19 protein-coding genes are annotated in these 21,797 nt (G+C 61.8%); 8 read left to right on the forward strand and 11 right to left on the reverse strand.

Annotation, left to right across the window (positions count from 1 at the left end; all coding sequences use genetic code 11):
- Positions 1 to 2 precede the first annotated feature (2 nt).
- Positions 3 to 1,460, reverse strand: a complete 1,458-nt coding sequence (locus tag OJ996_RS02600; protein WP_264510841.1) for a tetratricopeptide repeat-containing sulfotransferase family protein — start codon at positions 1,458 to 1,460, stop codon at positions 3 to 5.
- A gap of 64 nt (positions 1,461 to 1,524) precedes the next feature.
- Entirely contained in the window at positions 1,525 to 2,193 is a 669-nt protein-coding gene (locus OJ996_RS02605; protein WP_264510843.1) for a PEP-CTERM sorting domain-containing protein, read from the reverse strand.
- A 315-nt stretch (positions 2,194 to 2,508) separates the two neighbouring features.
- On the opposite strand from OJ996_RS02605, the gene OJ996_RS02610 reads away from it, so the two are divergent.
- Both OJ996_RS02610 and OJ996_RS02615 read left to right on the forward strand, forming a co-directional pair.
- Positions 2,509 to 3,807 (forward strand): glycosyltransferase, encoded by a 1,299-nt coding sequence (locus OJ996_RS02610; protein WP_264510845.1) that lies wholly within the window; start codon positions 2,509 to 2,511, stop codon positions 3,805 to 3,807.
- 18 nt (positions 3,808 to 3,825) lie between these two features.
- Positions 3,826 to 5,031 carry a glycoside hydrolase family 57 protein gene (locus OJ996_RS02615; protein WP_264510846.1) on the forward strand — a complete coding sequence of 402 codons (1,206 nt, stop codon included), beginning with the start codon at positions 3,826 to 3,828 and terminating at the stop codon, positions 5,029 to 5,031.
- A 10-nt stretch (positions 5,032 to 5,041) separates the two neighbouring features.
- Here the strand turns inward: OJ996_RS02615 and OJ996_RS02620 are convergent, their stop codons facing one another.
- The 6 genes from OJ996_RS02620 to OJ996_RS02645 all read right to left on the reverse strand — a co-directional run bounded on the left by OJ996_RS02620 (position 5,042) and on the right by OJ996_RS02645 (position 12,354).
- The gene (locus tag OJ996_RS02620; RefSeq protein WP_264510848.1) at positions 5,042 to 5,710 is read right to left on the reverse strand and encodes a hypothetical protein; all 669 of its coding nucleotides are present in this window, start codon (positions 5,708 to 5,710) and stop codon (positions 5,042 to 5,044) included.
- Positions 5,711 to 5,782: 72 nt separating this feature from the next.
- On the reverse strand, positions 5,783 to 8,242 hold the full coding sequence (locus tag OJ996_RS02625; protein ID WP_264510850.1) for a hybrid sensor histidine kinase/response regulator: 2,460 nt from the start codon (positions 8,240 to 8,242) through the stop codon (positions 5,783 to 5,785).
- Complete coding sequence (locus tag OJ996_RS02630; protein WP_264510852.1) at positions 8,243 to 8,593, reverse strand: circadian clock KaiB family protein; 351 nt, start codon at positions 8,591 to 8,593, stop codon at positions 8,243 to 8,245. It lies immediately after the preceding gene.
- 6 nt (positions 8,594 to 8,599) lie between these two features.
- The gene (locus OJ996_RS02635) at positions 8,600 to 8,929 is read right to left on the reverse strand and encodes a circadian clock KaiB family protein (RefSeq protein WP_264510854.1); all 330 of its coding nucleotides are present in this window, start codon (positions 8,927 to 8,929) and stop codon (positions 8,600 to 8,602) included.
- Entirely contained in the window at positions 8,926 to 10,689 is a 1,764-nt protein-coding gene (kaiC, locus tag OJ996_RS02640; protein WP_264510856.1) for a circadian clock protein KaiC, read from the reverse strand. Before kaiC ends, OJ996_RS02635 begins: the two co-directional genes overlap by 4 nt.
- 117 nt (positions 10,690 to 10,806) lie before the next feature.
- Positions 10,807 to 12,354, reverse strand: coding sequence for an excinuclease ABC subunit UvrC (locus OJ996_RS02645; protein WP_264510858.1), 1,548 nt, complete (start codon positions 12,352 to 12,354; stop codon positions 10,807 to 10,809).
- 226 nt (positions 12,355 to 12,580) lie between these two features.
- Between OJ996_RS02645 and OJ996_RS02650 the strand changes: the two genes are divergently transcribed.
- The 5 genes from OJ996_RS02650 (at position 12,581) to OJ996_RS02670 (ending at position 18,156) form a co-directional block, all read left to right on the forward strand.
- The gene (locus OJ996_RS02650; RefSeq protein WP_264510989.1) at positions 12,581 to 13,420 is read left to right on the forward strand and encodes a MotA/TolQ/ExbB proton channel family protein; all 840 of its coding nucleotides are present in this window, start codon (positions 12,581 to 12,583) and stop codon (positions 13,418 to 13,420) included.
- Between the two features lie 12 nt (positions 13,421 to 13,432).
- On the forward strand, positions 13,433 to 13,846 hold the full coding sequence (locus tag OJ996_RS02655; RefSeq protein ID WP_264510861.1) for an ExbD/TolR family protein: 414 nt from the start codon (positions 13,433 to 13,435) through the stop codon (positions 13,844 to 13,846).
- Between the two features lie 82 nt (positions 13,847 to 13,928).
- Positions 13,929 to 16,316 (forward strand): tetratricopeptide repeat protein, encoded by a 2,388-nt coding sequence (locus OJ996_RS02660; protein ID WP_264510863.1) that lies wholly within the window; start codon positions 13,929 to 13,931, stop codon positions 16,314 to 16,316.
- A 75-nt stretch (positions 16,317 to 16,391) separates the two neighbouring features.
- A complete protein-coding gene (locus OJ996_RS02665; RefSeq protein ID WP_264510865.1) occupies positions 16,392 to 17,135 on the forward strand; it encodes a sulfite exporter TauE/SafE family protein in 744 nt (247 codons plus the stop codon).
- Positions 17,136 to 17,388: 253 nt separating this feature from the next.
- Positions 17,389 to 18,156 (forward strand): helix-turn-helix transcriptional regulator, encoded by a 768-nt coding sequence (locus OJ996_RS02670; protein WP_264510867.1) that lies wholly within the window; start codon positions 17,389 to 17,391, stop codon positions 18,154 to 18,156.
- Positions 18,157 to 18,430: 274 nt separating this feature from the next.
- Here the strand turns inward: OJ996_RS02670 and OJ996_RS02675 are convergent, their stop codons facing one another.
- Both OJ996_RS02675 and OJ996_RS02680 read right to left on the reverse strand, forming a co-directional pair.
- Positions 18,431 to 18,559, reverse strand: a complete 129-nt coding sequence (locus OJ996_RS02675) for a hypothetical protein (RefSeq protein WP_264510868.1) — start codon at positions 18,557 to 18,559, stop codon at positions 18,431 to 18,433.
- An 80-nt stretch (positions 18,560 to 18,639) separates the two neighbouring features.
- A complete protein-coding gene (locus tag OJ996_RS02680) occupies positions 18,640 to 19,872 on the reverse strand; it encodes a transcription antitermination factor NusB (protein WP_264510869.1) in 1,233 nt (410 codons plus the stop codon).
- Between the two features lie 296 nt (positions 19,873 to 20,168).
- On the opposite strand from OJ996_RS02680, the gene OJ996_RS02685 reads away from it, so the two are divergent.
- Positions 20,169 to 20,906, forward strand: a complete 738-nt coding sequence (locus OJ996_RS02685) for a PEP-CTERM sorting domain-containing protein (protein WP_264510871.1) — start codon at positions 20,169 to 20,171, stop codon at positions 20,904 to 20,906.
- Between the two features lie 93 nt (positions 20,907 to 20,999).
- Here the strand turns inward: OJ996_RS02685 and OJ996_RS02690 are convergent, their stop codons facing one another.
- Positions 21,000 to 21,647, reverse strand: coding sequence for a hypothetical protein (locus OJ996_RS02690; RefSeq protein WP_264510873.1), 648 nt, complete (start codon positions 21,645 to 21,647; stop codon positions 21,000 to 21,002).
- Positions 21,648 to 21,797 lie beyond the last annotated feature (150 nt).

Genomic DNA, 21,797 nt, shown 5'->3' on the forward strand with positions numbered 1-21,797 from the left:
TTTCAGCCCGCGGGATACCCGAATGCGTCGAGCAGCGGCTCCAGCCGTTCCAAGTGCGGTTCCAGCCAGGCTTGGTAGTTCCGCCATCGCCCGCGGGCCCGGGTGTAGAGGGGTTTGGACACGTCTTCGTAGGTCGGCGTGCCGCCGCCGCGGACTGCTTCATGACGGTGCGGCGCCAGCATCTCCTCGCGCCAGTCTAGCCCGAGGAAACAGGCGAGCTCCCGCGTCCGCTGCTCGGGTTCCGCCAGCAGGTCTTCGTAGCGCGATTCCATCCAGCGCTCCGGAGCCAGCCTTTCCCGCAGGAAGAGCCAGTGGCCCATGACCTCTTCCAGATAGAGGCAAGAGTCTTCCGGATTTGCCGCGGCCACGCTGTTCGGAGCCAGCGGCACAATCGTGAAATAGAAGCTGATCAAAACATCGCGCGGATCGCGCAGCGGCATCAGGATCTTCGCCTCCGGAAACAGGCGCAGCGGCAGTGCCAAATCCGGCGTCAGCAGCGGGTCCTTCTCGATCAAGACCCGCTCTCCCGGTTCTTCCCCCAGCACATCCGCGGTACAGCGGAAGTATTCGGCCCGGCCTGCCGCAAGATCTTCCGCCTCGTAGGCGTCCAACTCCGCCAGCACTTCCGCGGACGATCCGGCTCCGAACACGATCGGATCCCGGAACTGCGTGGCCAGCACCCCGGACTCATCCGTTCCGATGCATTCGGGATGTGACACCAGCACTCGCTCCAGCAGCGTGGTTCCCGAGCGCGGGAAGCCCGCCATCAGGCAGATGCGCCTCTCGTCGACAGGATCCCTTTGCCAGCGTGCCAGTCGCTCCGGGTCTAGCCCTTCCAGCACCTCCCGCTGGCGTGCGGAAATAGCCCGCCACAGTGGCCGGTGCTTCGCTGCCTCCGGCAGCAACTGCCTCTTCGCGAGCTCGAGCTCCCGCATCGCTCCAGAGTAGTCGCCGGTCCGGTCGAGCACGGCTGCCAGTTCGTAGCGCAGGCGCCAGTCTTCCGCACCGGGGAAGCGCCGCAGTTGTTCCTTCAGCCGCTCCTCGGCCACCCCGAAGGATTCGCGGCGCCTTTCGATCCGTGCCAGCTGCCGCACTAGCCGCGCGTGTCCCGGATGACGCTCTAACATCTCCGCGGCCACCCGCTCTGCTTCCTCCACTTCGCCCGCACGCTCCAGCGCCGCGGCATGCAGTGCCGCGGTGTCCGCAGCCCCGGGTTCCATCGCCAAAGCGCGCGCGGTGAAGCGCGCGGCTCCCCGGAACCGTCCTGCTTGGAACCACTGCCTCGCCGCCGCCAGCAACTGCGCGCTATCGGCCCCCTGGTGCTCCAGTAGCCGCTCCCACAGTGGGCCGGCATCCCCGGAGCGATACAGGCGCTGGAGGAGAGTCGCCTGTTCTAACAGGCCGTCGGGCCCGGATGGCGGCAGTGCTTCCTTGTTCACCGCACGGAACCCTGCATCCATTCTGAAAAAGGAAAAGCCCGCATCTCGCGCGGCATGCGCGGATGCGGGCTGGAAGTGGAACCCATCACTTCCGGCGGCGGCGCAGGGCCAGAGCCCCTAGACCTGTGGCCGCCAAGATTGCCGCCGAGGGCTCCGGCACGGTCACCTGGTCGAAGCTCAAGTTGTCCACCGCGAAGTAGGATCCGGAGCCACCCGTCGGCGTCAAAGCCAGCGTCAGCGTCTCGCCGCCCGCGCCTTGGAGACCGAAGTTCAGCGCCTGCACCGTTCCGTTGCTTACCACCAGTCCTGTCCCGCTTCCGAGCAGACCGGAAACGCTTCCGGTCACGCTCCAGTTCAGCGTGGTGTTTTGCAAGCTCACCGTCGTCGGCCCGACCCAATCGTTCAGGTCGATTGACGTCAGGACCACCGCGATCGTCGCGGACGAGGGGGTCAAGGCGATGTTGTAGGTCGTCGTCCCGAGGTAGCCGCTGCCCGGGGCATCGAGTTGATAGACCTGCCCGCCGCCTGGCCAGGCATTGTAGGATTCCCAGCCCACGGCCGGACCCACATCGCTCCAGTTCACGGCGATGTCCGGGGTGCCGGGCGCGTTGCTGCCGTGAGCGGCCGGCACCGCGGTGTTATTGGCGAGTCCGGTTCCGCTCAGGATCGTGGCGGCGTGCAAGGATTGGGCGAGGGCCAGACCGGTCCCGCCCATGGCGGAAAGACGGAGCAGCTTGGAGGCATGAAACTTCATGGGGAGTCGTGGGGATTCGGGTTGAGAGGAAATGAATGGGAAACCGTCGTCATCCCAAGCATCCGCGCCTTTTCCAACAACGGGCAAAATCGGCGGCGACCGTGGCAAAATCGCTTCCCCCCGCCGCGAAACCGGACATCTCCCCGGACCTCCGCACAACCCGCCCCTTGCAATGAATGTTTTCAACGGCAGCGTGGCCAACCCGTTACGTGTATCCTCGTATTTTCCCTCGACATTGGCCCGCCCATTGCTCAGGCACTTTGGTGGCCCCGGAGTGCCTGAAAATCAGGCCCCCACGGTGCTTTTTCTTCGCTCATGAATCGTCTTCGCGTGCTCAAGTTGGGCTGGGAGTTCCCCCCATTGATTAACGGCGGTCTGGGAGTTGCCTGCCTCGGTCTTTCGCAAGCTCTCGCCAAGCATGTCGACCTCCGGGTGGTCGTCCCGCGCTCCGCGCCCGAAGCGAACTTCGATGGCTTTCAGCTCACCGGCCTGAACAATCTCCGCGTGGAAGAGCTGCAGACCGTGGAGGGAAAGTACCGCTACGAGAGTTTCGCCCAGATCGACCGCGTTCCGATCCACCTCGATCCCTACGATACCAGCGAAACGACCGTGGAGCAGATCCGCATGGAGCCCGGCGGCGAGATCAGGTTCTCCACCACCACGCGGAACCAACTGGAGCAATTCAAGATGGGAGAACTCTATGGTGCCGACCTCGGCACGAAGGTGGTCGAGTTCTCCAAGATCGCGGCGAAGCTCGCGATGCTGAGCGAATTCGATATCGTGCACGCTCACGACTGGATGACTTTCCTGGCCGGAGTGGAGGTGAAGAAAGCCACCGGTAAACCGCTCGTCCTGCATGTCCACGCTTCGCAGTATGACCGCGCCGGTGCCGATGCCCGAGGATGGATCTACGACATCGAAAAGTATGGCATGGAGGAGGCTGATGCCGTCATTCCTGTGAGTCGCTATACCGGTCAGGTCTGTGCCGGCCACTATGGGATCGATCCCGCGAAGATTCACCCGGTTCACAATGGTGCCGAGTCGGTGAAGGTCTTCAGCACGAAAAAGAAGTTTCCGGAGAAGCTGGTTCTCTTCCTCGGTCGTCTCACTGCGCAGAAGGGGCCGGAGTTCTTTCTGGAGATCGCTTCCAAGGTTCTTGATGTGAACAAGAACGTGCGTTTCGTGATGGCCGGTACGGGCGAACGCTTGAAGCCATTGATCGAAAGCGGGGCCTTCCGCGGTCTTGGCGGCTACTTCCACTTCACGGGTTTCCTTAACAAGGAGAAGGTCAACGAGCTTCTCTCGATGACCGACATCTATTGCATGCCTTCCGTCTCCGAGCCCTTCGGCTTGTCCGCCTTGGAGGCGGCCCAATTCGGGATCCCCGCGGTGATCTCGAAGCAGTCCGGCGTTGCCGAGGTGCTCAAGGGCGCGCTTAAGGCCGATTTTTGGGATGTCGACCTGATGGCCAAGCACATTATCGATCTCCTTGAAGACGACGAGCTTCGAGAGCGAGTGGTCAAGCAAGCCGAACAGGACATGGCTGCCTCGACATGGGACGCCGCAGCGGAGAAAGTCGTCTCGATTTACCGCGATCTCCTCTCTTCCCGCTGATCATCGCTTCCGGATTCCATGCCCGACGTCTGCCTCTACTTTCAGGTGCATCAGCCGAACAGGTTGATCCCATACGATTTCTTCCGCATCGGTGAACACGCTTTCTACGAGGATGATGGGCTGAACGGTGAAGTTCTCTCGAAGGTTGCCGAGAAGTGCTATCTTCCTGCGAACGCACTCTTCCAGAAGGCGATCAAGGAGACGAAGGGGCGATTCCGGATGGCCCTGTCCATCAGCGGGACGGTCATCGAGCAGATGGAGCACCATCGCCCGGATGTGCTGAGGTCGTTCCAAGATTTGGTGGCCACCGGCAATGTCGAGTTGCTCGCCGAGACCTACTACCACTCGCTTGCCATCCTTCATTCGAAGAAGGAGTTCGAACGGCAGGTGGAGCTTCACTTGGACAAGCTGGAAGAAGTTTTCCACGTGCGGCCCCGGGTCTTCCGCAATACCGAGCTTATCTACAACAATGCCATTGCCGCCCAAGCGGAGACGATGGGCTTCGACGGCATTCTTGCTGAGGGAGTGCCTTGGGTTCTCAACGGGCAATCGCCGAATTTCCTGTATCGCGCGCCGCACGTCTCGCAGCTCAAAACGATTCTCCGCAACATCGGGCTCTCCGATGATCTGGGCTTCCGCTTCTCCGACAAGAGTTGGTCCGAATGGCCGCTGACTCCGGAGAAGTTTGCGAAATGGCTCAAGAAGGCTCCGGGCGATGTGGTGAATCTCTTCCTCGACTACGAGACGATCGGTGAGCACCAGTGGAAGGACACCGGGATCTTCGAGTTTTGGGAGGCTTTACCCGAGGCAGTGCTTGATGAGGATATCAAATGGGTCACTCCCGGTGAGGTGGTTGATCTCTTCCGCGCCTCCAAGGACTACGACTGCCACTGGCCTACTTCATGGGCAGATGCCGAGCGCGATCTCAGCGCTTGGACTGGAAACGTCATGCAGCAGGAAGCGATCGCCAAGATTCATCGCCTGGAGGAAGAGGTTTTGGCGGCGAAGGACCCGAGCCTCAGCCATGTCTGGGCGAAGATGCAGACCTCCGATCATTTCTATTGGATGTCTACCAAGGGAGGGACGGACGGGAGCGTTCATCAATACTTCTCGCCCTACGGCAGCGCCTACGATGGCTACATCTATTTCATGAACGCTCTTGCCGATCTTCAGATCCGGCTCAAGCGGCCCCAAGAGAAGAAGGAGTCGCCCGAGGAGGAATAGGTGCCCGCTCTCAGGCGGGCGGCAAGGGCGGAGGAAGCTTTGGGGATGGGTTGTCGCCGAGAGTGATCGATGGGGCTGAGTCCTCTTCAAGAAGAGAGGCATCGCTGCTGAAGAACTCAATGGCGGTGAGCGCAACCTTGCGGGTATCGGCATAGGCATAGCCGCCGACTCCGATCGCGCCGGCGACGGGGATCCAACGTGAGAGGGATTTGCGGATGCTGGTCTGGGTGATCTTTACTCCAATACGGCTGGCTACCTTCTGAAGGGTCTGAAAGGAAGCCTGCCGCACAAGGTAGCGCTCTCCCACGCGGACAACGAGATCACGCATTGCCTGAGCGGCGGTATGGCGGAAGAGGCAGTAGAGCATGCGCTCCTTGGACAACTCTCCGGACTTGCCGAAGACTGCAGCGATATCGGCGACCATCTGTTGCTGGATTTTCCAGACGCCGATGAGTTCGGGTAGGATTGTGAGCCAAGCGAGAGGTCCGGGCGGGAGCGAAAGCATCCCTGCTGTCGTTCCTGCCTTGAGGGCGGCGGCGTTAGCGAGGGAAAGTGCTTTTGACTTGGGCGTGAAACTAGCGACCTGCGTGCTCGCGGGGACCTCACCTACAAAGCGCAAGATGGCATTGGCGATCTTCTCGGCTGGAGTAGGCTCCGGCGGCTTGATGGCTTGGGTCATTGTGGGAATTGTAGCCGAGATGAAGAGAAGCTGCAGGGGAATTTAATGGGCGGATTGTAGGGGTGGAAGAGGTTAGCGGGGGAGGTCTTGAAGCCAGCGGCGGAGCTGGTTGAGGTCGGCGGGTTTCACGAGGTGCTCATTGAAGCCGGCGTCCTTGGCCCGCTGGCGGTCCTCGGAGGTGCCGTAGCCGGTGAGTGCAACAAGAAAAGCATCCGTTAGGTCGGGGAGGGCGCGGAGTTGGCGGGCGACTTCGTAGCCGTCCATGCCGGGGAGGCCGATGTCGAGAAGGACGACCTCGGGGTGGAACTCGGTGGCGGCGAGGATGGCTTCCGGGCCGGTGTGGGCGATGCGGGTGAGATGACCGGAGAGTTCCTGCAGCATGGCCATGCTCTCGGCGGAATCGCGGTTGTCGTCCACGATGAGCATGCGCAGTCCCTTGGGTGAGGAGGTGTACGCCGGCGTGGCCCGCGAATCGGTCGACGGAGCATCCCGGACAGGGAGGCGGATGGTGAAGGCGGTGCCGCGGCCCAATCCGTCGCTATGTGCCTCAATGAAGCCGTCGTGCATGGTGACGAGGCGCTGAACGATCGTGAGGCCGATGCCGAGACCTCCGTGAGCTCGGTCGAGGGTGCGACTGGATTGGACGAAGAGATCGAAGATGCGGGGGAGAAGTTCGGGGTCAATGCCCGCTCCGTCGTCCGCGACGCGGATGAGGACCAGGTTGCGCTCCGGCTCCAGTTCCGCGCTGATCGAGATGTGGCAACTGCTGCCGGCGTACTTGGAAGCGTTGCCCAGCAGGTTCCCGAAGACTTGTTCGAGGCGGGTGGGGTCGGCGTGGACGTAGACCGGCTGCGAGGGAAGCGAGACCGTGAGCTGCTGGCCCTGCGAGGTGCAGGCGGGGCGGATGAGATTGGCGGCGGACTGGAGAATGCCGGCGAGGGGGATGGTCTGCTTCTGCAAGGTGATCTTGCCTTCGGTGATGCGCGAGACATCGAGGAGGTCGTCGATCATGCGGCTCATGTTCTCGATCTGACGGCCAATGAGACGCTGGGCGGCCGCGCGGTCGATCGGCTTGGTGTCGTCGATCTGGAGAATCTCCGCGGCGTTGCGGAGCGGGGCGAGCGGATTGCGCAGCTCATGGGCGAGCATGGCGAGGAATTCGTCCTTGCGACGGTCCGCTTCCTCGAGAGCCGTGGTCTGGGCGAGCAGCGCGTCCTTGAGCCGGATTTCCTCGGTGATGTCGCTGAAATAACAGACCACGCCGTGGCTGCCACCGGGGAGGGCGAGGCGCTGAAGTTCCCATTCGTAAGACTGAACCACGCCGATGTCCTCGCGGGTTTGGGTGAAACGCGGAGACACGAAAGGCTCGCCAGTTTCCAAGGTGTGGCGGAAGCGGGCGGTAATGGATTCGGCGAGATCCTCGCCCCAGAGGATGGAGAGCGCTTCGAGCAGGGGTCTGCCGATCACAGGTTCCGCTTCGGAGAAAACAGGCCGACCCTTCTCATTCACCTCTACGATATCCAAGTTTTCATCGACAACATAGACGCCCCCCGGGGCGCGGCGAATGATCTCCACGAAGAGCGCTTCATTTCGCCGCAGGGCTTCTTCCGCTTCCTTGCGTTGGGTGATGTCGTTGAAGACGATGGCGACGAGATTCTGGCCCGGCTCGCCGACGCGCATGGCATAGAGGTCGTAATGTCGGCGCAAGGTGGGGGCGAAACGCTCGAAGCGCAGGGCCTCCCCGGTGAGTGCGACGTTCCCGTAGATTCCATACCACTCATCCGATTGCCCAGGCATGAGTTGGCGGGAGGTCTTGCCAACAACGTCTTTCAGTCCGGTTTGATGGAGGAAGGACGGATTGGTCTCCAAGAACAGGTAGTCGTAGGCTTCGCCGTCCGGAGTGAAGAGCACTTCAACCACGCAGAACCCTTCATCGATCGAGTTGAAGAGAGTGCGGTAGCGCTCTTCCGAAGAGCGCAGGGCTGCCTCCGCTTGACGTCGTCCCGTGATGTCGCGAATGACGGCGAGAAGTCCACCGGGCATTCCATCGCGATCGATCAGCCGGCTGACGGAAGACTCAACATGAATGCGGACGCCATCGCGGCGGATGTGGATGTTCTCGCCGCGCCAATGGCCTGTGGATGCGATTTCCGCGAAGGAGAGGGCTTCGTCTTCCGGTCGCACCCAGAGATACTGGTAGAGCTCGGTGAGGGGGCGTCCGAGCGCTTCGGAGGTGGGAATGCCATACTGCTCCTCGGCGGCAGTGTTGAAATAGATGACCTTGTTGTTCGCATCTAGTGCGACCACCGCCTCGCTGACCTTTGAAAGGATATCGCTGCGAAAACGGTTTGATTCGGCGTCCGAACTTTGGAGGATGTAGACTTGGGGGCCGGGTTCGCCCTCAACGATCAGGCCGTCCACCTCGCCATGCCGGATCGCCCGCAGCGTATCTTCCGCCTCTTCAAGCCGTGCGTGCAGATCGGCGTTCTCGGCGCGGAGTTTCTGCAGGATAGTGGAATCTTCCGCACTCATTCAGCCCGGGTAAGAGGGGTCGAGACCGAGTCCGGAGAGGATCTTTCTCGTATCCGACATATCACCGATGAAGCGGCGCAGCGGAAGCGGTCCGATCTTCACGAGCGTGGGCGCCGCAATGATCTGATCCACGGCCGCCAGCTCGGGATGCTCCCTTAGATTGAGAATATCGAGGTGGTAGCGGTCCGCCAGATGCTCGTTGCAGATCCGGCGGGTGTTTACGATCGCGCGGTTGGACTGCTGCGTATCGCCGATTACGTAAAGCCGGAGCTTGATGCAAGCAGCGGCATTTTCCGCAGAAGCGGCCTCCATGGCGCGGAGATTCTCGTCGGTAGAGGAGGCTTTCTTCATCGGATCTCAGTCCGTAAGCGGCTGGACATCGAGGCCGACAAGGACACGCTCCTCATTGGAGAGATCGCCGATGATCTTCTTGATCGGCTCCGGAAGGCGCCGGACCAAGGTGGGTACAGCCAAAATCTGATCTCCGGCGGCAAGTTGCGGCGTCTTGAGCAGATCGATCAGCTCAATGCGATACTGGCCGGCGAGATGAGTCTCACAAATGCGTTTCAGGTTATTGAAGGCAGCGAGCGACTTGGATGTTTGGCCCGCGACGTAGAGACGCAATTGGTAAGCCGGGACGGTTGCCCCCGAAGATGAAGGTTTGGAAGAGGATTTCGGCTCTTTCATCGCTTTCCTTTTTTTAGACTGTCTTTCGCGGACAGCTGGCTACCGCGGCGTATCGCCATTTTGTCCAAGTTGCGGCGATCATTTTCAATGCGGGCCGCTTCTTCTGCAACGGAGAAGTCCAATTCCGCGGATTCCACATCCAAATCGGCTTGGAGGGCGGCGATCTGAGACTCGATCGTCTTCCGTTTGCTGGCAAGCTGGCGGAGCTTGCGGGCGTGGGATTGGAGGCGCAGTTCTGCATCGGAGCGTTCGCGAGCTTCCTGAGCCACGCGGGAGGTCCCGGTAAGCACGCCGTCCGTGCCGATGTAGACATCGACGAGCGAAATGCCACTATCGTTAAGGAGAAACTCGCGAACCTGATTCGAATGGGACATGCCGCGAGCCTTGAGGACGTAGATAGTCCGATTGCGTTCGCCGTTCATCTCATGGTTGCGGAGGAGCAGCCAGACATCCATCAGCGAGGACACCCCGACTTGGGAATCCTCCGGTGCCGTGGTGCTGTTCGCTCCCGAGGTAAGGCTGGTGAAGACCGCGGTGATCTCGTGCTTCTTGAGGTGGTCGATCAGGCGCATCAAAGTAGGCTTCACCTCGATGTCATCGCGCACGAAGGTGAGGTTGCTGATCGGATCGACTGCGACGACGGAAGGATTGAAGTCGGCGATAAGATCGTGCATCGCGAGAAGGTGCTGCTCAAGGCCCTGAAGGGTAGGGCGGGAGGCATGGATCTGGAGCAGGCCCTTCTTGATCCAAGGGGCGAGGTCGAGGCCGATCGAGCGCATGTTCCGGACGATTTGATCCGCGGATTCCTCGTAAGCAAAAAGGATGGCACGTTCGCCCCTGCGGCAGGCCGCATTGACGAAGCTTGCCCCGATGCTGCTCTTGCCAGTGCCAGGTGAACCGGAGACGAGGATGCTAGCACCACGAAAAACCCCTTTTCCTCCGAGCATTTGGTCCAAGCCGTCGATGCCCGTTGGGAAGCGCTCGGTGGGAGCAGCGTGATCGAGGCGCAGCGAGGTGATCGGAAGCACGGAGAGGCCATGCTCGCCGATCAGGAAGGGGTATTCATTGGTTCCGTGGCTGGAGCCGCGGTATTTCACGACACGCAGACGGCGGGTTGAAACCTGCCCGGTTACGCGATGATCCAGAGTGATCACGCAATCCGCGACATACTCCTCAAGGCCGTAGCGTGTGAGGGAGGCCTCGCCGGTTTCCCCCGTGACAAGGGCAGTGATGCCGCGCTCCTTGAGCCAGCGGAAGAGCCGGCGGAGCTCGGCACGGAGAATGGCGTGGCTCGGGAGTCCGGCGAAGAGGGCTTCAAGCGTATCAAGCACGACCCGCTTGGCACCGATGCTACGGATGGCATGATCGAGGCGGATGAAGAGGCCCTCAAGGTCGTATTCGCCGGTTTCCTCGATCTCGCTGCGTTCGATGCGGACATGGTCGAGGACGATCTTTTTCTCCGCGGAAAGCTTATCGAGGTCGAAGCCGAGCGAACGAACATTCGCGGTGAGTTCCTCCGAATTCTCCTCGAACATGAGAAAAACCCCCGGCTCGTTGAACTGCGTGGCACCGCGCACCAAGAATTCGGTGGCTAGCATGGTTTTACCCGCGCCAGCACTCCCTGAAACCAGTGTCGGGCGTCCCGTGGGGAATCCGCCTTCCGTGATCTCGTCCAAACCCGTAATTCCCGTGGGGGCCTTTGGGATAGAGAGCTGCTTGGCAGATAGAGACTTCCGAGGAGGATTATTGCGATTCGCCATGGCCTAACGGAGCCCACGGTGGACCTAAAATCCACAAAGCCAAGTGAAGATTGTAACGGTCGCAACAGGTTTCCGCATTTTGCCGGGCCGGATGAGCGGTCGGGGATCAGGACGATCTCAAGCAAGCCAGTCTAGGATGGCCGCGGCTGACTTCCCGGAGATGCCGGGGAGGGCAGCGATTTCCTGGACGCTGGCCTTACGGATGCGATCGACGCTGCCGAACTTGGCGAGCAGGGTCTGCTTGCGCTTGGGAGAGATGGCGGGGCAATCGTCGAGGAGGCTTTCCTTCATCCGGCGGCGGTAGAGGAGGGCGTTGTAGCCGTTGGCGAAGCGGTGGGCCTCATCGCGGATGCGCTGGAGGAGTTTCAGGGCACCGCGGTCGTGGGGGATGAGCAAGGGGTCGCTTTTCTCGGGGAAGAACACTTCCTCGCGTTGCTTGGCGAGGCCGACGACAGGAAGATCGTGAAGTCCGAGGTTGTGAAGCTCGCGAACTGCCATGGAGAGCTGCCCCTTGCCGCCGTCGACGATGACGAGATCGGGCAGAACGATCTTGGCGCGGCCTTCGCGAGCGAAGCGGCGCTGCATCTCCACGGGATCTTCCTGAGAGTATTCTTCTTCGGGATTCGCTTGGGAGTTCTCACCAAGGATGCGCGAATAGCGGCGACGGATCACCTCCGCCATCGATGCGAAGTCGTCCTGCCCGGCGACGGTGCGAATGCGGTAGCGGCGGTAGTTCTGGTTGTCCGGCTTGCCCTCGGTGAAGCGGACCATGGAGGCCACGATGTGATTCGAGGAGACGTTCGAAATATCGAAGCACTCCATCACGCGCGGCGGGCCGGGCAGGCCGAGGGCTTCGCCGAGATCGGCGAGGTCTTCGGTGGGCTTGACGGTGGTGGGGACGCCACGACCACGGGTAAACTGGCGGGTCGGGTTGAGGGTCTTCTTGAGATTGTCGACGACATCGCGGAGCAGGGCCGCTTTCTCGAAGTCGAGTCGCTCGGCGGCTTTGGCCATGTCGGCTTCGAGGTCGCTGAAGATTTCGCGGCGGCCCTTGCCTTCAAGAACCAGGCAAGCCTCATCAATGCGGCGCAGGTAGTCCTCGCGGGTAGTGCGGAGGATGCAGGGGGCGGAGCAATTGCGGATGATGTCCGCATTGCAGTGTTTGTAGTCGTTCTCGCCGGGATTGAGCGGGCGGCAGGCGCGCAGGCCGAACTTGCGGTTCAGCCAGGAGATGGTGGCGCGGAGTGCTCCGGAGTGGGCGAAGGGGCCGAAGTAGCGGGCACCATCGTCCTTCTTCATGCGGGTGAGCACGAAGCGCGGCCATGGCTCGCTCGGTTGGATCTTCACCAGCAGGAAGCGCTTGTCGTCGCGGAAGGCGACATTGTAGCGCGGGCGGTAATCCTTGATCAGCTTGCCTTCCAGCAGCAGGGCCTCCGCCTCGTTGCGGACGAGGTGGAACTCGAAATCGACGATGGTATCGATGAGGGCGCGGGTTTTGAGATCAGCGCGTGTCTTGCGGGAGGCGAGGAAGTAGGAGGAGAGTCGCTTGCGGAGGTCGCGGGCCTTGCCAACGTAAATGATGGAGCCGAGGCGGTCCTTCATGAGGTAGACGCCGGGCTGATGGGGGACGGTCCTGAGTTTCTCCTTACATGCCGCGGTGGCCACGGGAGGAATGGAAGCTGTCGGGATAGGGGATGCAAGGGGGAGAATCGAGGATTCTCGATTTCCGGCGGGGGAATTGGAAAGGCCGGGGGGGGCTGGCTGCGTAGATGCGCCGCTTTTCGTCATGTCTTGCTTGGAATTCGGAACTTCTGACTGGGAACTTCCCGCCGGAGGCGGGCGCGCGGGGCTTGCCATAGGGGGGCGCTTGGCTAAGCTCCCGGCCTTGAAAATGACGTGGCGCACGATTTTACCGGGGGCGGCGGGCTTCCTGCCGGGCCTCGCCTCGGCTCAGGAGACGGCCACGCCGCCGAAGCAGGAGATCGACCTGATGCACCTGTATGAGGCCGGCGGCTTCACGATGCCGGTGCTGGCGATCATGTCCGTGCTGACGGTGGTGCTGGTACTGCTCTACCTGCTGCTGCTGCGCCGCAATGCGGTGGTGAGCGACCGCTTCATGAATAATGCGGAGGCGCTGATCCGCCGGAACGATTTCCTGGGCCTGATCAGCTACTGTCACCGCCGGAACGAGTGCATCGCGCGGATCACGCAGCGGGCGCTGGAGTTCATGACCAAGAACAGCGGTGCGACCTTCTCCGAGGTGCGCGATGTCGCGGAGGCGGAAGGATCACGCCAAGCGAGCATGCTGACCACGCGGGTTTCCTATCTGGCGGACATCGGTGCGATTGCGCCGATGGTGGGTTTGCTGGGCACGGTGATGGGGATGATCAAGTCCTTCTACCATGTGTCCGATGGCGGCTTCCAAGGAGCGCGGCAGATGGCCTTCGCGAGCGGTGTGTCCGAATCTCTGATCGCGACTGCGGGAGGTCTGGCAATCGCGCTGCCGGCACTGATGTTCTACGCCTATTTCCGCGGCAAGGTGCAGAAGCTGATTTCCGACATGGAAGGTGCGGCGACGCATTTGATCGCGGTACTACGCGCGCAGGTGGATCGCCATGCGGCGCCACAGGCGGCAGGTCCGGCGGCTGCCCAGCGCCGCGGGCGCGAGGACTACGCGATGCCGGTGCCGTCCCCGCTGACGGAGGATCGCCCGGATCTCCACGGTATCTGAAGCCGCGCGCCGATGAAATTCCGCAATCACAAGATGGCGCCGGCGGAGCTGCAGCTCGCGCCGATGCTCGACGTGGTGTTCCAGTTGCTGATTTTCTTCATCGTGACCTTCGAGTTCCATCGTTCGGAGATGGATCTGAAGGTTTCAGTACCGAAGGCACAGGAAGGGGCGGATGCGAAGCGCGCGCGGGGCGAGATCATCGTGAACGTGCGGGCCAACGGTGACGTGGTGGTGGAGGGTCAGACGATGAGCCAGGACCAGCTGCGGACCAAACTGACGGCGATCGCCAAGCTGCACGAAAATCAACCGATCCGCCTGCGGGGGGACAACGAAGCGAGCTACCAGACGATGGTGACGGTGATCGATACCTGCCAGAAGGCGGGGATCTGGAACATCTCCTTCGCCACGCAAAGGCCGTCGCAGTAGCGGGAGCGGATGAAATGCTGGTTTTGCGGCAAAACGGTTCCTTGGCAAACGGCGATCGAGGGGTGATGATCCGCCTGCCGTGATGACCCGCCTCTTTCTTTGTCTAGCCGCTACGGCGACCGCGATCGCCCAAGACGAGGTGCGACGGGCGGAACCGGTGGAGGAGCCGGAAGTGCAAACGGCCCCGGATCCGGCGGCGGATTTGTTCGCCCACGGCAAGCGCCTGCACGACTCGGCCAAGGCGAGCTCGGTGATCGACCAGCGTCTGGATCGTTATGCGGCGGCGGTGGAGGTCTTCTCGCGCTACCTGAGTGAGTACTCGAACCGGCCGGATGCCGAGGCCGCCTATTGGTACCTCGGCGAGAGCTACTATGGCGGCGGCCGGGTGGATGATGCCCGGCGCTGTTATCACGGGATCCTGAGCCGCTATGGCAAGGGTGGCTATGCGAGTGCCGCAGCCTTCCGTCTGGCGGTGGATCATTTCAACAACCGGCAGTATGCGCTGGCGGCCCCTCTATTTGAAAAGATGGTGAGCGCGGCAACGAGCGCGGACCACCGGCTGAAGGGGCTTTTCTATTCGGCCTACGCGTATGAGTTGCAAGGGCGGACGCGTGAGGCGACCGAATACTACCGCAAGGTCATCGACGAGCCGGAAGGGGCGAACCCTTTCCTGCACAAGGCACAGTTGCATCTGGGCCGTCTCTTCGCACGAGCGGAGAGGCTGGAGGATGCGATGCCGCTGCTGGATCAAGCGGTGATGTCCAAGAGCGCTTCCGACGTGCGCGGACCTGCGGCGGTGGAAGCCGGGATCGTGGCGGCGAAACTGGGAAAGAAGGAGAACTCCGACAAGTACCTGATGCTGGTGCTGAGCACGCCCGGAATGGAGACTTACCGGCCGGATGCTCAGATCGCGCTGATGGTCTCGCGCTATGAGAGCAAGGAGTATGGCGAGGTGATCGCGCTCTTCCGGCGGAGCGAGGAGAAGGCGCAGGGCGAGCAGGAAGCACGGCGTCTGATGGTGGCGGCGAAATCCTACATGGAGCTGGAGAAGAACGTGCAGGCGCTGGAGCTCTTCCGCGAGGTGGAGAAGCTGATGCTTCCCAACAACATCCACGCCTTCGAGGCGAACTACCTGCGCTTGCTGTGCTTCTACCGGATCGAGGGTCGCCATGTGCCAGACCAGGTGGACGGCTTCCTGGACATCTACCGGAAGAACCGCCCGCGAGATCCGAAGATCCATTCGGCGCTGCTGATGAAGGCGGAGACGCTGATGGACGAGAAGAAGGCGTCCGAAGCGGCGAAGGTTTACAACGAGATCGATGCGACGACGCTGAGCGCGGAGAACCGGAAGGGGTTGCTCTACAAGCGGGCCTGGTGCCTGCTGGCTGCGGAGGATCCGCAGGGAGCGGTGCGTTCCTTTAGCGAATTCATCGCGGACTATCCGGATGATCCACGTGCGGCGGAGGCGCTCCTACAGCGTGCACAAGCCTACAAGACGAGTGGCGAGGCGGTGAAGGCACTGGCCGACTACGATTTGGTGATCAAGCAGAACCTGACCAAGGAATTCACCGCGACGGCTTATCTGGAGTCCGCGGACATCGCCAAGCAGGAGGGCAGCGTGGAGGACATGATCGGGCGCTATCAGCGCTTCCTCGATCAATTCCCGGACGCCTCGAATGCGCGGAAGGCGAAGGCGAACTATTGGCTGGCTTGGGGGCTGGTGAAGAAGGACCGGTTGAAGGAGGCGTTGACCCATGCGCAAACGGCACGGGAACTGGACTCCGCGACCTATGGCAAGAATGCCGGGGCGCTGCTGGCACTGGCCCACTGGACGCTACAGAACCCGACGGAGCTCTGCGACGACGTGGATCGCGCGATCAAGGAAGACTACATCGACTACCTGCCCGAGCAGCTCATCGATTGGGCGGCGATGCAGGCCTATAGCGCCGACCGCTTCGAGCAGTCGGCGCGCTTCTACGGGTTGATCGCCGACGAGGACGAGCCGCGGAGCACGGCGAAGCAGACCTGGCGCTATCTGGGCAAGGCGCTGCTGGCGGCGGGTAAGGCGGAAGAAGCCCTGCAGCCGATCGCCAATGCGCTGGATGTGGAAGACAGCGGGATGTGGAAGGCGGATGGTCTGTTAGACCGGGCCAAGGCTTTGATCGCGTTGGGTCGCCTTGATGAGGCGTCGGCGGCTGCGGCGGAGTGCCGGGCGCTACGCCCGCAGGGACGGACGAATGCCGAGGTGATGATCGTGAACGGCGACATCCAGATGAAGCGGAACGATCCGGCGCGGGCGGCGATGGATTATGTGGCGGCGGTGGAGCAACTGGACGACAACGACCGGGTGCTGAAGCCGGAGGCGATCCACAAGGTGGCGGTGGCTCTGGAGAAAAAGGCAGATCCCTCCGGGGCCCAAGAGTACCGGATGATGCTGAAGTCGAAGTATCCGGAGTGGCGGGAGAAGTGAGAGGGGGCGAGCTTCCGAATGCGGGAAGCGGTCGTCGGGCTTGTCGGAGACGGCATTGAGCTTTAAGGGCTGGCCGTGCTTTCGAGTCCTACCGATCTGACGCTGGCCCTGGTGGCGGCGTTTTGTATCGGCATGTCGAAGGCGGGGTTCACTGGGATTTCGTTGATCTCGGTGTTCCTGATGGCGGACCTGTATGGTGCTGAGACTTCGACGGGGGTGGTGCTGCCGCTGCTGATCGTGGCGGACCTGGTGGTCTACCCGGCATTCCGGAAGCATGCGAGCTGGGCCCCGGTGTGGAAGCTGCTGCCAGCGACGGTGGTGGGCCTGCTGGCCGGCTGGTGGCTGCTGGGGGTGATCGAGGAGGATCAAGTGGCGCGGAAGGTGATCGGCGGCTGCATCCTGACGATGGTGGCGCTACAGTCGGTGCGAGCGTGGCGGCCGGAGTGGTCAGCCCGGCTGGCGGATTCTCGGGGCTTCGGAACGGCAGCGGGAGCTGCCGGCGGGGTGACGACGATGATGGCGAACGCGGCGGGGCCGGTGATCCAACTCTACCTGCTGTCCCGGCGGCTGCCGAAGATGGAGCTGTTAGGGATCGGGGCGAGATTCTTCCTGCTGGTGAACATCCTGAAGCTGCCCTTCAGCGGGAGCCTGAACCTGATCACGCGAGACTCGCTGATGGATAACCTGAAGTGTCTGCCCGGGGTGCTCGCGGGGATCTGGATCGGGAAGTGGCTGGTGCAGCGGGTGCCGCAGCGGGCCTTCGAGTGGATGGTGATCGGGTTCTCGGTCGTGGCGGGCTTGCGGCTGCTCTTTTTCTGAGTTGTCGGACGGCCTGTCTCTCCGCGTGGGTGCGTGTTTTGCCAATTTTGCGACTGTTGATTCGAGGGAGTTGTCTTATTGTGTGGGAGTGTGCCGTTCGGATGACGGTCGTTCTATCAAAAAAGCAAGTGATCTAACCGAATCGTGATTGCATAGATCATGGCCGGGGCCGATAACGCGCTTCCCCCCGCACTCCCCTGATTGAAGTTTTTCCATGTTGTTTCCGGAGCTTAGCGAGGCAGACGTGCGATCCATGATCCGCCTCGTCGGCGATGTCGGGGCTTCGCGTGGAGGCCCGCACGAGAAGCGGCGGGTGCTGATGGATGGGCTGATCCGGCTGGTGGACGCGCACCGGTGGTTCTGGACCTTGTCCTCCCGGGAGCGGATTCAGCCGGGCAAGCAGCCGCTCTATACCGCGGTGGCGCACGGTGGATTCGAAGATGGACAGTTTCCGAAACTGTTAAGAGCACTCGATCATCCGGGGAGTTGGGGGATCTTCACCAGCATGAGCCGGGAGATGAAGGAACGGAGCCAGCATCTGACATGGACGCGGCGGCAGATGGACTCCGAAGGATACTTCGTCCGCGAGGAGGTGAAGGAGCTTTGGCATGATGCGGGGATCGGTGATCTGATGATCTCGGCATGTCCGCTGCCCGATGGCGATCTGAGCGCGGTGGGTATCTACCGCCAGGTGGGTGAGGATTCGTTCGATGCGCGTGCGGCACGGATGGCGCACATCGTTCTCGCGGAGGTGCCGTGGCTGCACGAGACGGAGTGGCCGGAGGAGAAGAAGGCGCTGCTGCCGAGCCTTTCGCCGCGGCGACGGACGGTGCTGCACCTGATGCTGGAAGGGCAATCGCGCAAGGAGATGGCGGCGACGATGGGGATCTCGGTCCACACCATCGATGGCTATGTGAAGGACATCTTCCGTCACTTCAGGGTGCATTCGCAAGCGGAGCTGATTGCGCGCTTTCGCTCGGGTGATGCGGAAATACCCCCTGATCCGGGGACTGGTTCTTAGTGTCTGGCGGGGCCAAGTTAGTTTGCGTCAACTTTTGGTAAGTCGGTCTCCACGGAGGCTGAGTCCAGCCGGATGTCCCGTCGTCGCGTCACTTTGTCGCCGGATCGCTCATGATACGGAGACTTTTCAGGCGCGACGGCGGGCAATTTTTTTGCCATCGCTCAACCGCGGATGAAAAGGGTTTGGACCGGGATGAGTCCGATGGATGGGATGAAGGCGCAGTGCCTCCATTTTCTCCCTAAGCTCCTGTTTGAGAAGTCTCGGGAGGCTTTGTTCAGGGCGCGGCGGGGGCTTCCTTGCGGGAGAACTCGGCGGTGCCGCTGAGATACCAGATGGCCGCTCCGGTGCCGACGACCGCTACCAATATCAGGAGGGTGAGGAGAAGGCCGAGGCAGGATTTCATCGTGGAGCGCTGGGCAGGGAGTGTTCAGGTTTTGAGGGGATGGGCAAGAAGCCTCTTTCCCCTTGGTTGCGCGGTCTGGCTCAGCGGAGGCGGAGCAAGGCGGCGTAGGCACCGTCGGTCTGGTCGCGATGAGGCAGGGCCTGGCGGGAGTCGACGAGTTCGAGCTCGGGATGGGCTCCGAGCAGGGCGGTGATGAGATGCTGGTTTTCCTCCGCTTCGATCGAGCAGGTGGAGTAGACGAGGCGGCCGCCGGGCTTCAGGCAGGGCAGGGCATTCTCGATGATGCTGCGCTGGAGCTTGGTGAGCTCGGTGATGTCGGAGTGGCGGAGGCGCCAGCGGACATCGACACGACGGCGGAAGACGCCCGTGTTTGAGCAAGGGACGTCGAGGAGGATGGCGTCGAAGGCGGCGTGCCACTTCGCGGGAGCCGGGGTGGCCCAGTCGTGGACTTCCACGGTAGCGCCGGAGCATTGGAGGCGCTTGAGGTTGTCTTCCAGGCGCGGGAGGCGCTTCTCGTTGGAGTCGGTGCAGGTGAGGGTGCTGGCACCGCCTTGGGCGGCGGCGATGAGGAAGGCCTTCCCGCCGGGAGCGGCGCAGGCGTCGAGGATCTGCTCGCCGGGCTGCGGGGCAAGGAGCTCGACGCAGTGGCGGGTGGCGGTGTCCTGGATGTAGATGGCGCCCTTCTTGAGCCATTCGCCGGGGATGGGGCCCTCGATGCGGATGAAGCCGGGCGGAAGTCCCTCGGGCTCGCTGCCTTCGGCGGGCTCTGGGATCTCGATGGCTTCGGCCAGCGGATTGAGGCGGGCGTAGACGGGAGCGGGCTCGTTGTTGAAGGCCATCAGGGCGATCGCGTCCTGCTTGCCGAAGGACTTGCGCCAGCGCTTGTAGAGCCAATCGGGGTGGGAATAGAGGACCTCGGGAGGAAGCTCATCGAGATCGAAGAGCTTCTTCTTGGAGGAGGCGGCGCGGCGCATCACGGCATTCAGCAAGCCGCGGACACCGCTCTTGCCGAGTTCCACGGTTTCGAAGACCGCGGCGTGATCGGGAAGCTGGAGGATCAGGAGCTGGCAGAGGCCGACACGGAGGATGTCGCGGGTCTCGTCATCGAGCTTGCCCTTGCGGAGCTCGGCGATCCAGTGGTCGAGCAGGCGCAGGTTCCGCAGCACGCCGAGCACGATGGCATTGAGCAGGGCGCGGTCGGCGGAGGAGAGATCGTTCCGCGAGGCGTGGCGCTCGATCAGGTTCTCGGCGTAGGCATGGCCCTTCGACCAAGCACGGAGAATGGAAACGGCGGCGCGGCGCGGGGATTTCATACGGGAGACTCAGGACTTGGAGACTCAAGCCACAAGACTTGAGGTGCGGGAAGGGGAGGGAAGCCCGGCTGAGCCGGGGATTCAAGTCTTCTGCCGAGGGAAATGCGGGATGAAGGGCGGTCCGCGGCTCCCGGCGGTGCGCGGTGATTCAAACATCTTACTCTGCAAAGTTTGCAAAATGCCGGGTTCCGCAATATTCCGGGTTGATGGATTGTTAGGTGATTGTTAGAGGCGGGCACCGACGGGGTAGTCCTGCAACTGCTGCCGCGTCGTTCACCCTGCAATTACACCCTTACATGAACTACACGTCCTGCCCCGGTCGTGGCCTGAGCCCCTTGGTTCTGGCTGCGTCCCTTGCCCTCGCATCACCCGCTTTCAGTGCCATCGTCTTTACGAATGCCGATCTGGAAGGCACTCCGGCAGCCCAATCTACTGTTCCCACCGGTTGGGAACTCATTCCCCACGACGCCCCTTACAGCTTGGCCACGGTTTCCTCGGGAGTTACCGGTGATATCCTCGCCGCGGATGGTCCTTCCTTGGCTTCGGGGTTGTTCGGCGCTGCGAACTCCGGAACCACTTTCTATGCCGGTGTCCACGGCTTTATCAGCCCGCACACGCTTCAGGAGGGACTCCAGCAGACCGTGAGCGGATTCACGGTGGGACAGGAGTACTCCTTCAGCTTCTTCCAAGCGGTTGTGGGGCACACCAACCGACGGGACGACGCTGGAAGCTGGCAGGTGTATGCGGGTGGAGTTCTGGTAGGAACCACGATTCCAACCACGAGTACCTTGGCATGGGATGATCCGGACAAGGCTACGGAACTCAACTGGGAGGAGCGCATCATCACCTTCACAGCCACCTCCGAGTCGATGATGCTCAGCTTCCTTCCCTATGATGCCGACGGGGATATCGGGGCGCAGAATGGCGTTTACATGGGCATCGACACCTTCTCCGAAATCACCGCCGTGCCGGAACCGGCTGCGGCGATGCTGGGCGCTTTCGGTTTGCTCGGACTGATGCGCCGTCGGCGCTAGGCTACGTCATTCTCCAAGCCCCCGGCGACTTCGCCGGGGGTTTTTCATTTTGGAAGCGGTTGCTTTGGAACCGCCTAAGGGCGCTCACCAAATTCACCACCAGATGTCATCTTTCTGGCGGCGCTTGCTCTTGGAACGTGCGCTGTCATCAGTGCCATTGGCACCGACCGAGTAAACTTCGAAGCCTCCACCCGGCTTCAGAAAATACGCGAAAGGTCGGGAAAAACGGGGATCCTCCGGGATATCAGGCGGCAGGAGCTCCGGGTAGGCCTTGTCCTTCAGGCAAGATCGTTCGATCAAGCATGCCGCCACCATAAGGTCAAGCAGTACCATTGCATTTGCTCCCACCGTTAGCGGCCAGGTCGCGTGGGGAAAGGCGATCAGGAGGTGGTTCTTTTTCGTTACGTCAGGATAATGAGCACTTCTCAGATCCGCCGCCCCCTCCGTCCAAGCACTGACAGGACCGGGCGAGATTGCAATCCTGCGGCACTCCATGGTCGCTCGCAGAAATGCCGCCGCGTTCCAGTCGAACCAGCCGCCGGGAAGCAGATAAGCTCCGAAGTCGCTCACCAACGCGTATTCGATCGGGCGAGCGTCGGTGACCTCGAAAGCCAGATGAACTTGACGCCGAAAATCGTGACGATCGTTCCTCCACTTCTCCCATAGAGGCAGCATGAGGAGGGTGGCTTCCACATCCCTTTTCACTGCAGCCCGGAGATCCATGGATTCCAACTCGGCCACGATCCGATGGAGGTCATCCTCTCTCCACTGCCGACGTGCGATTCCAGTCCTGAGCGGCTTTGCGATGACTCTCAGCGTGCGGGACATCGTCCATGTTCCGCTCGGTCCCCGGGAGCCGAGGGCCTCGGTCAACTTCAGACTCAGTAGGAT

Source organism: Luteolibacter rhizosphaerae (assembly GCF_025950095.1).
GTDB classification, from domain to species: Bacteria; Verrucomicrobiota; Verrucomicrobiia; order Verrucomicrobiales; family Akkermansiaceae; genus Haloferula; species Haloferula rhizosphaerae.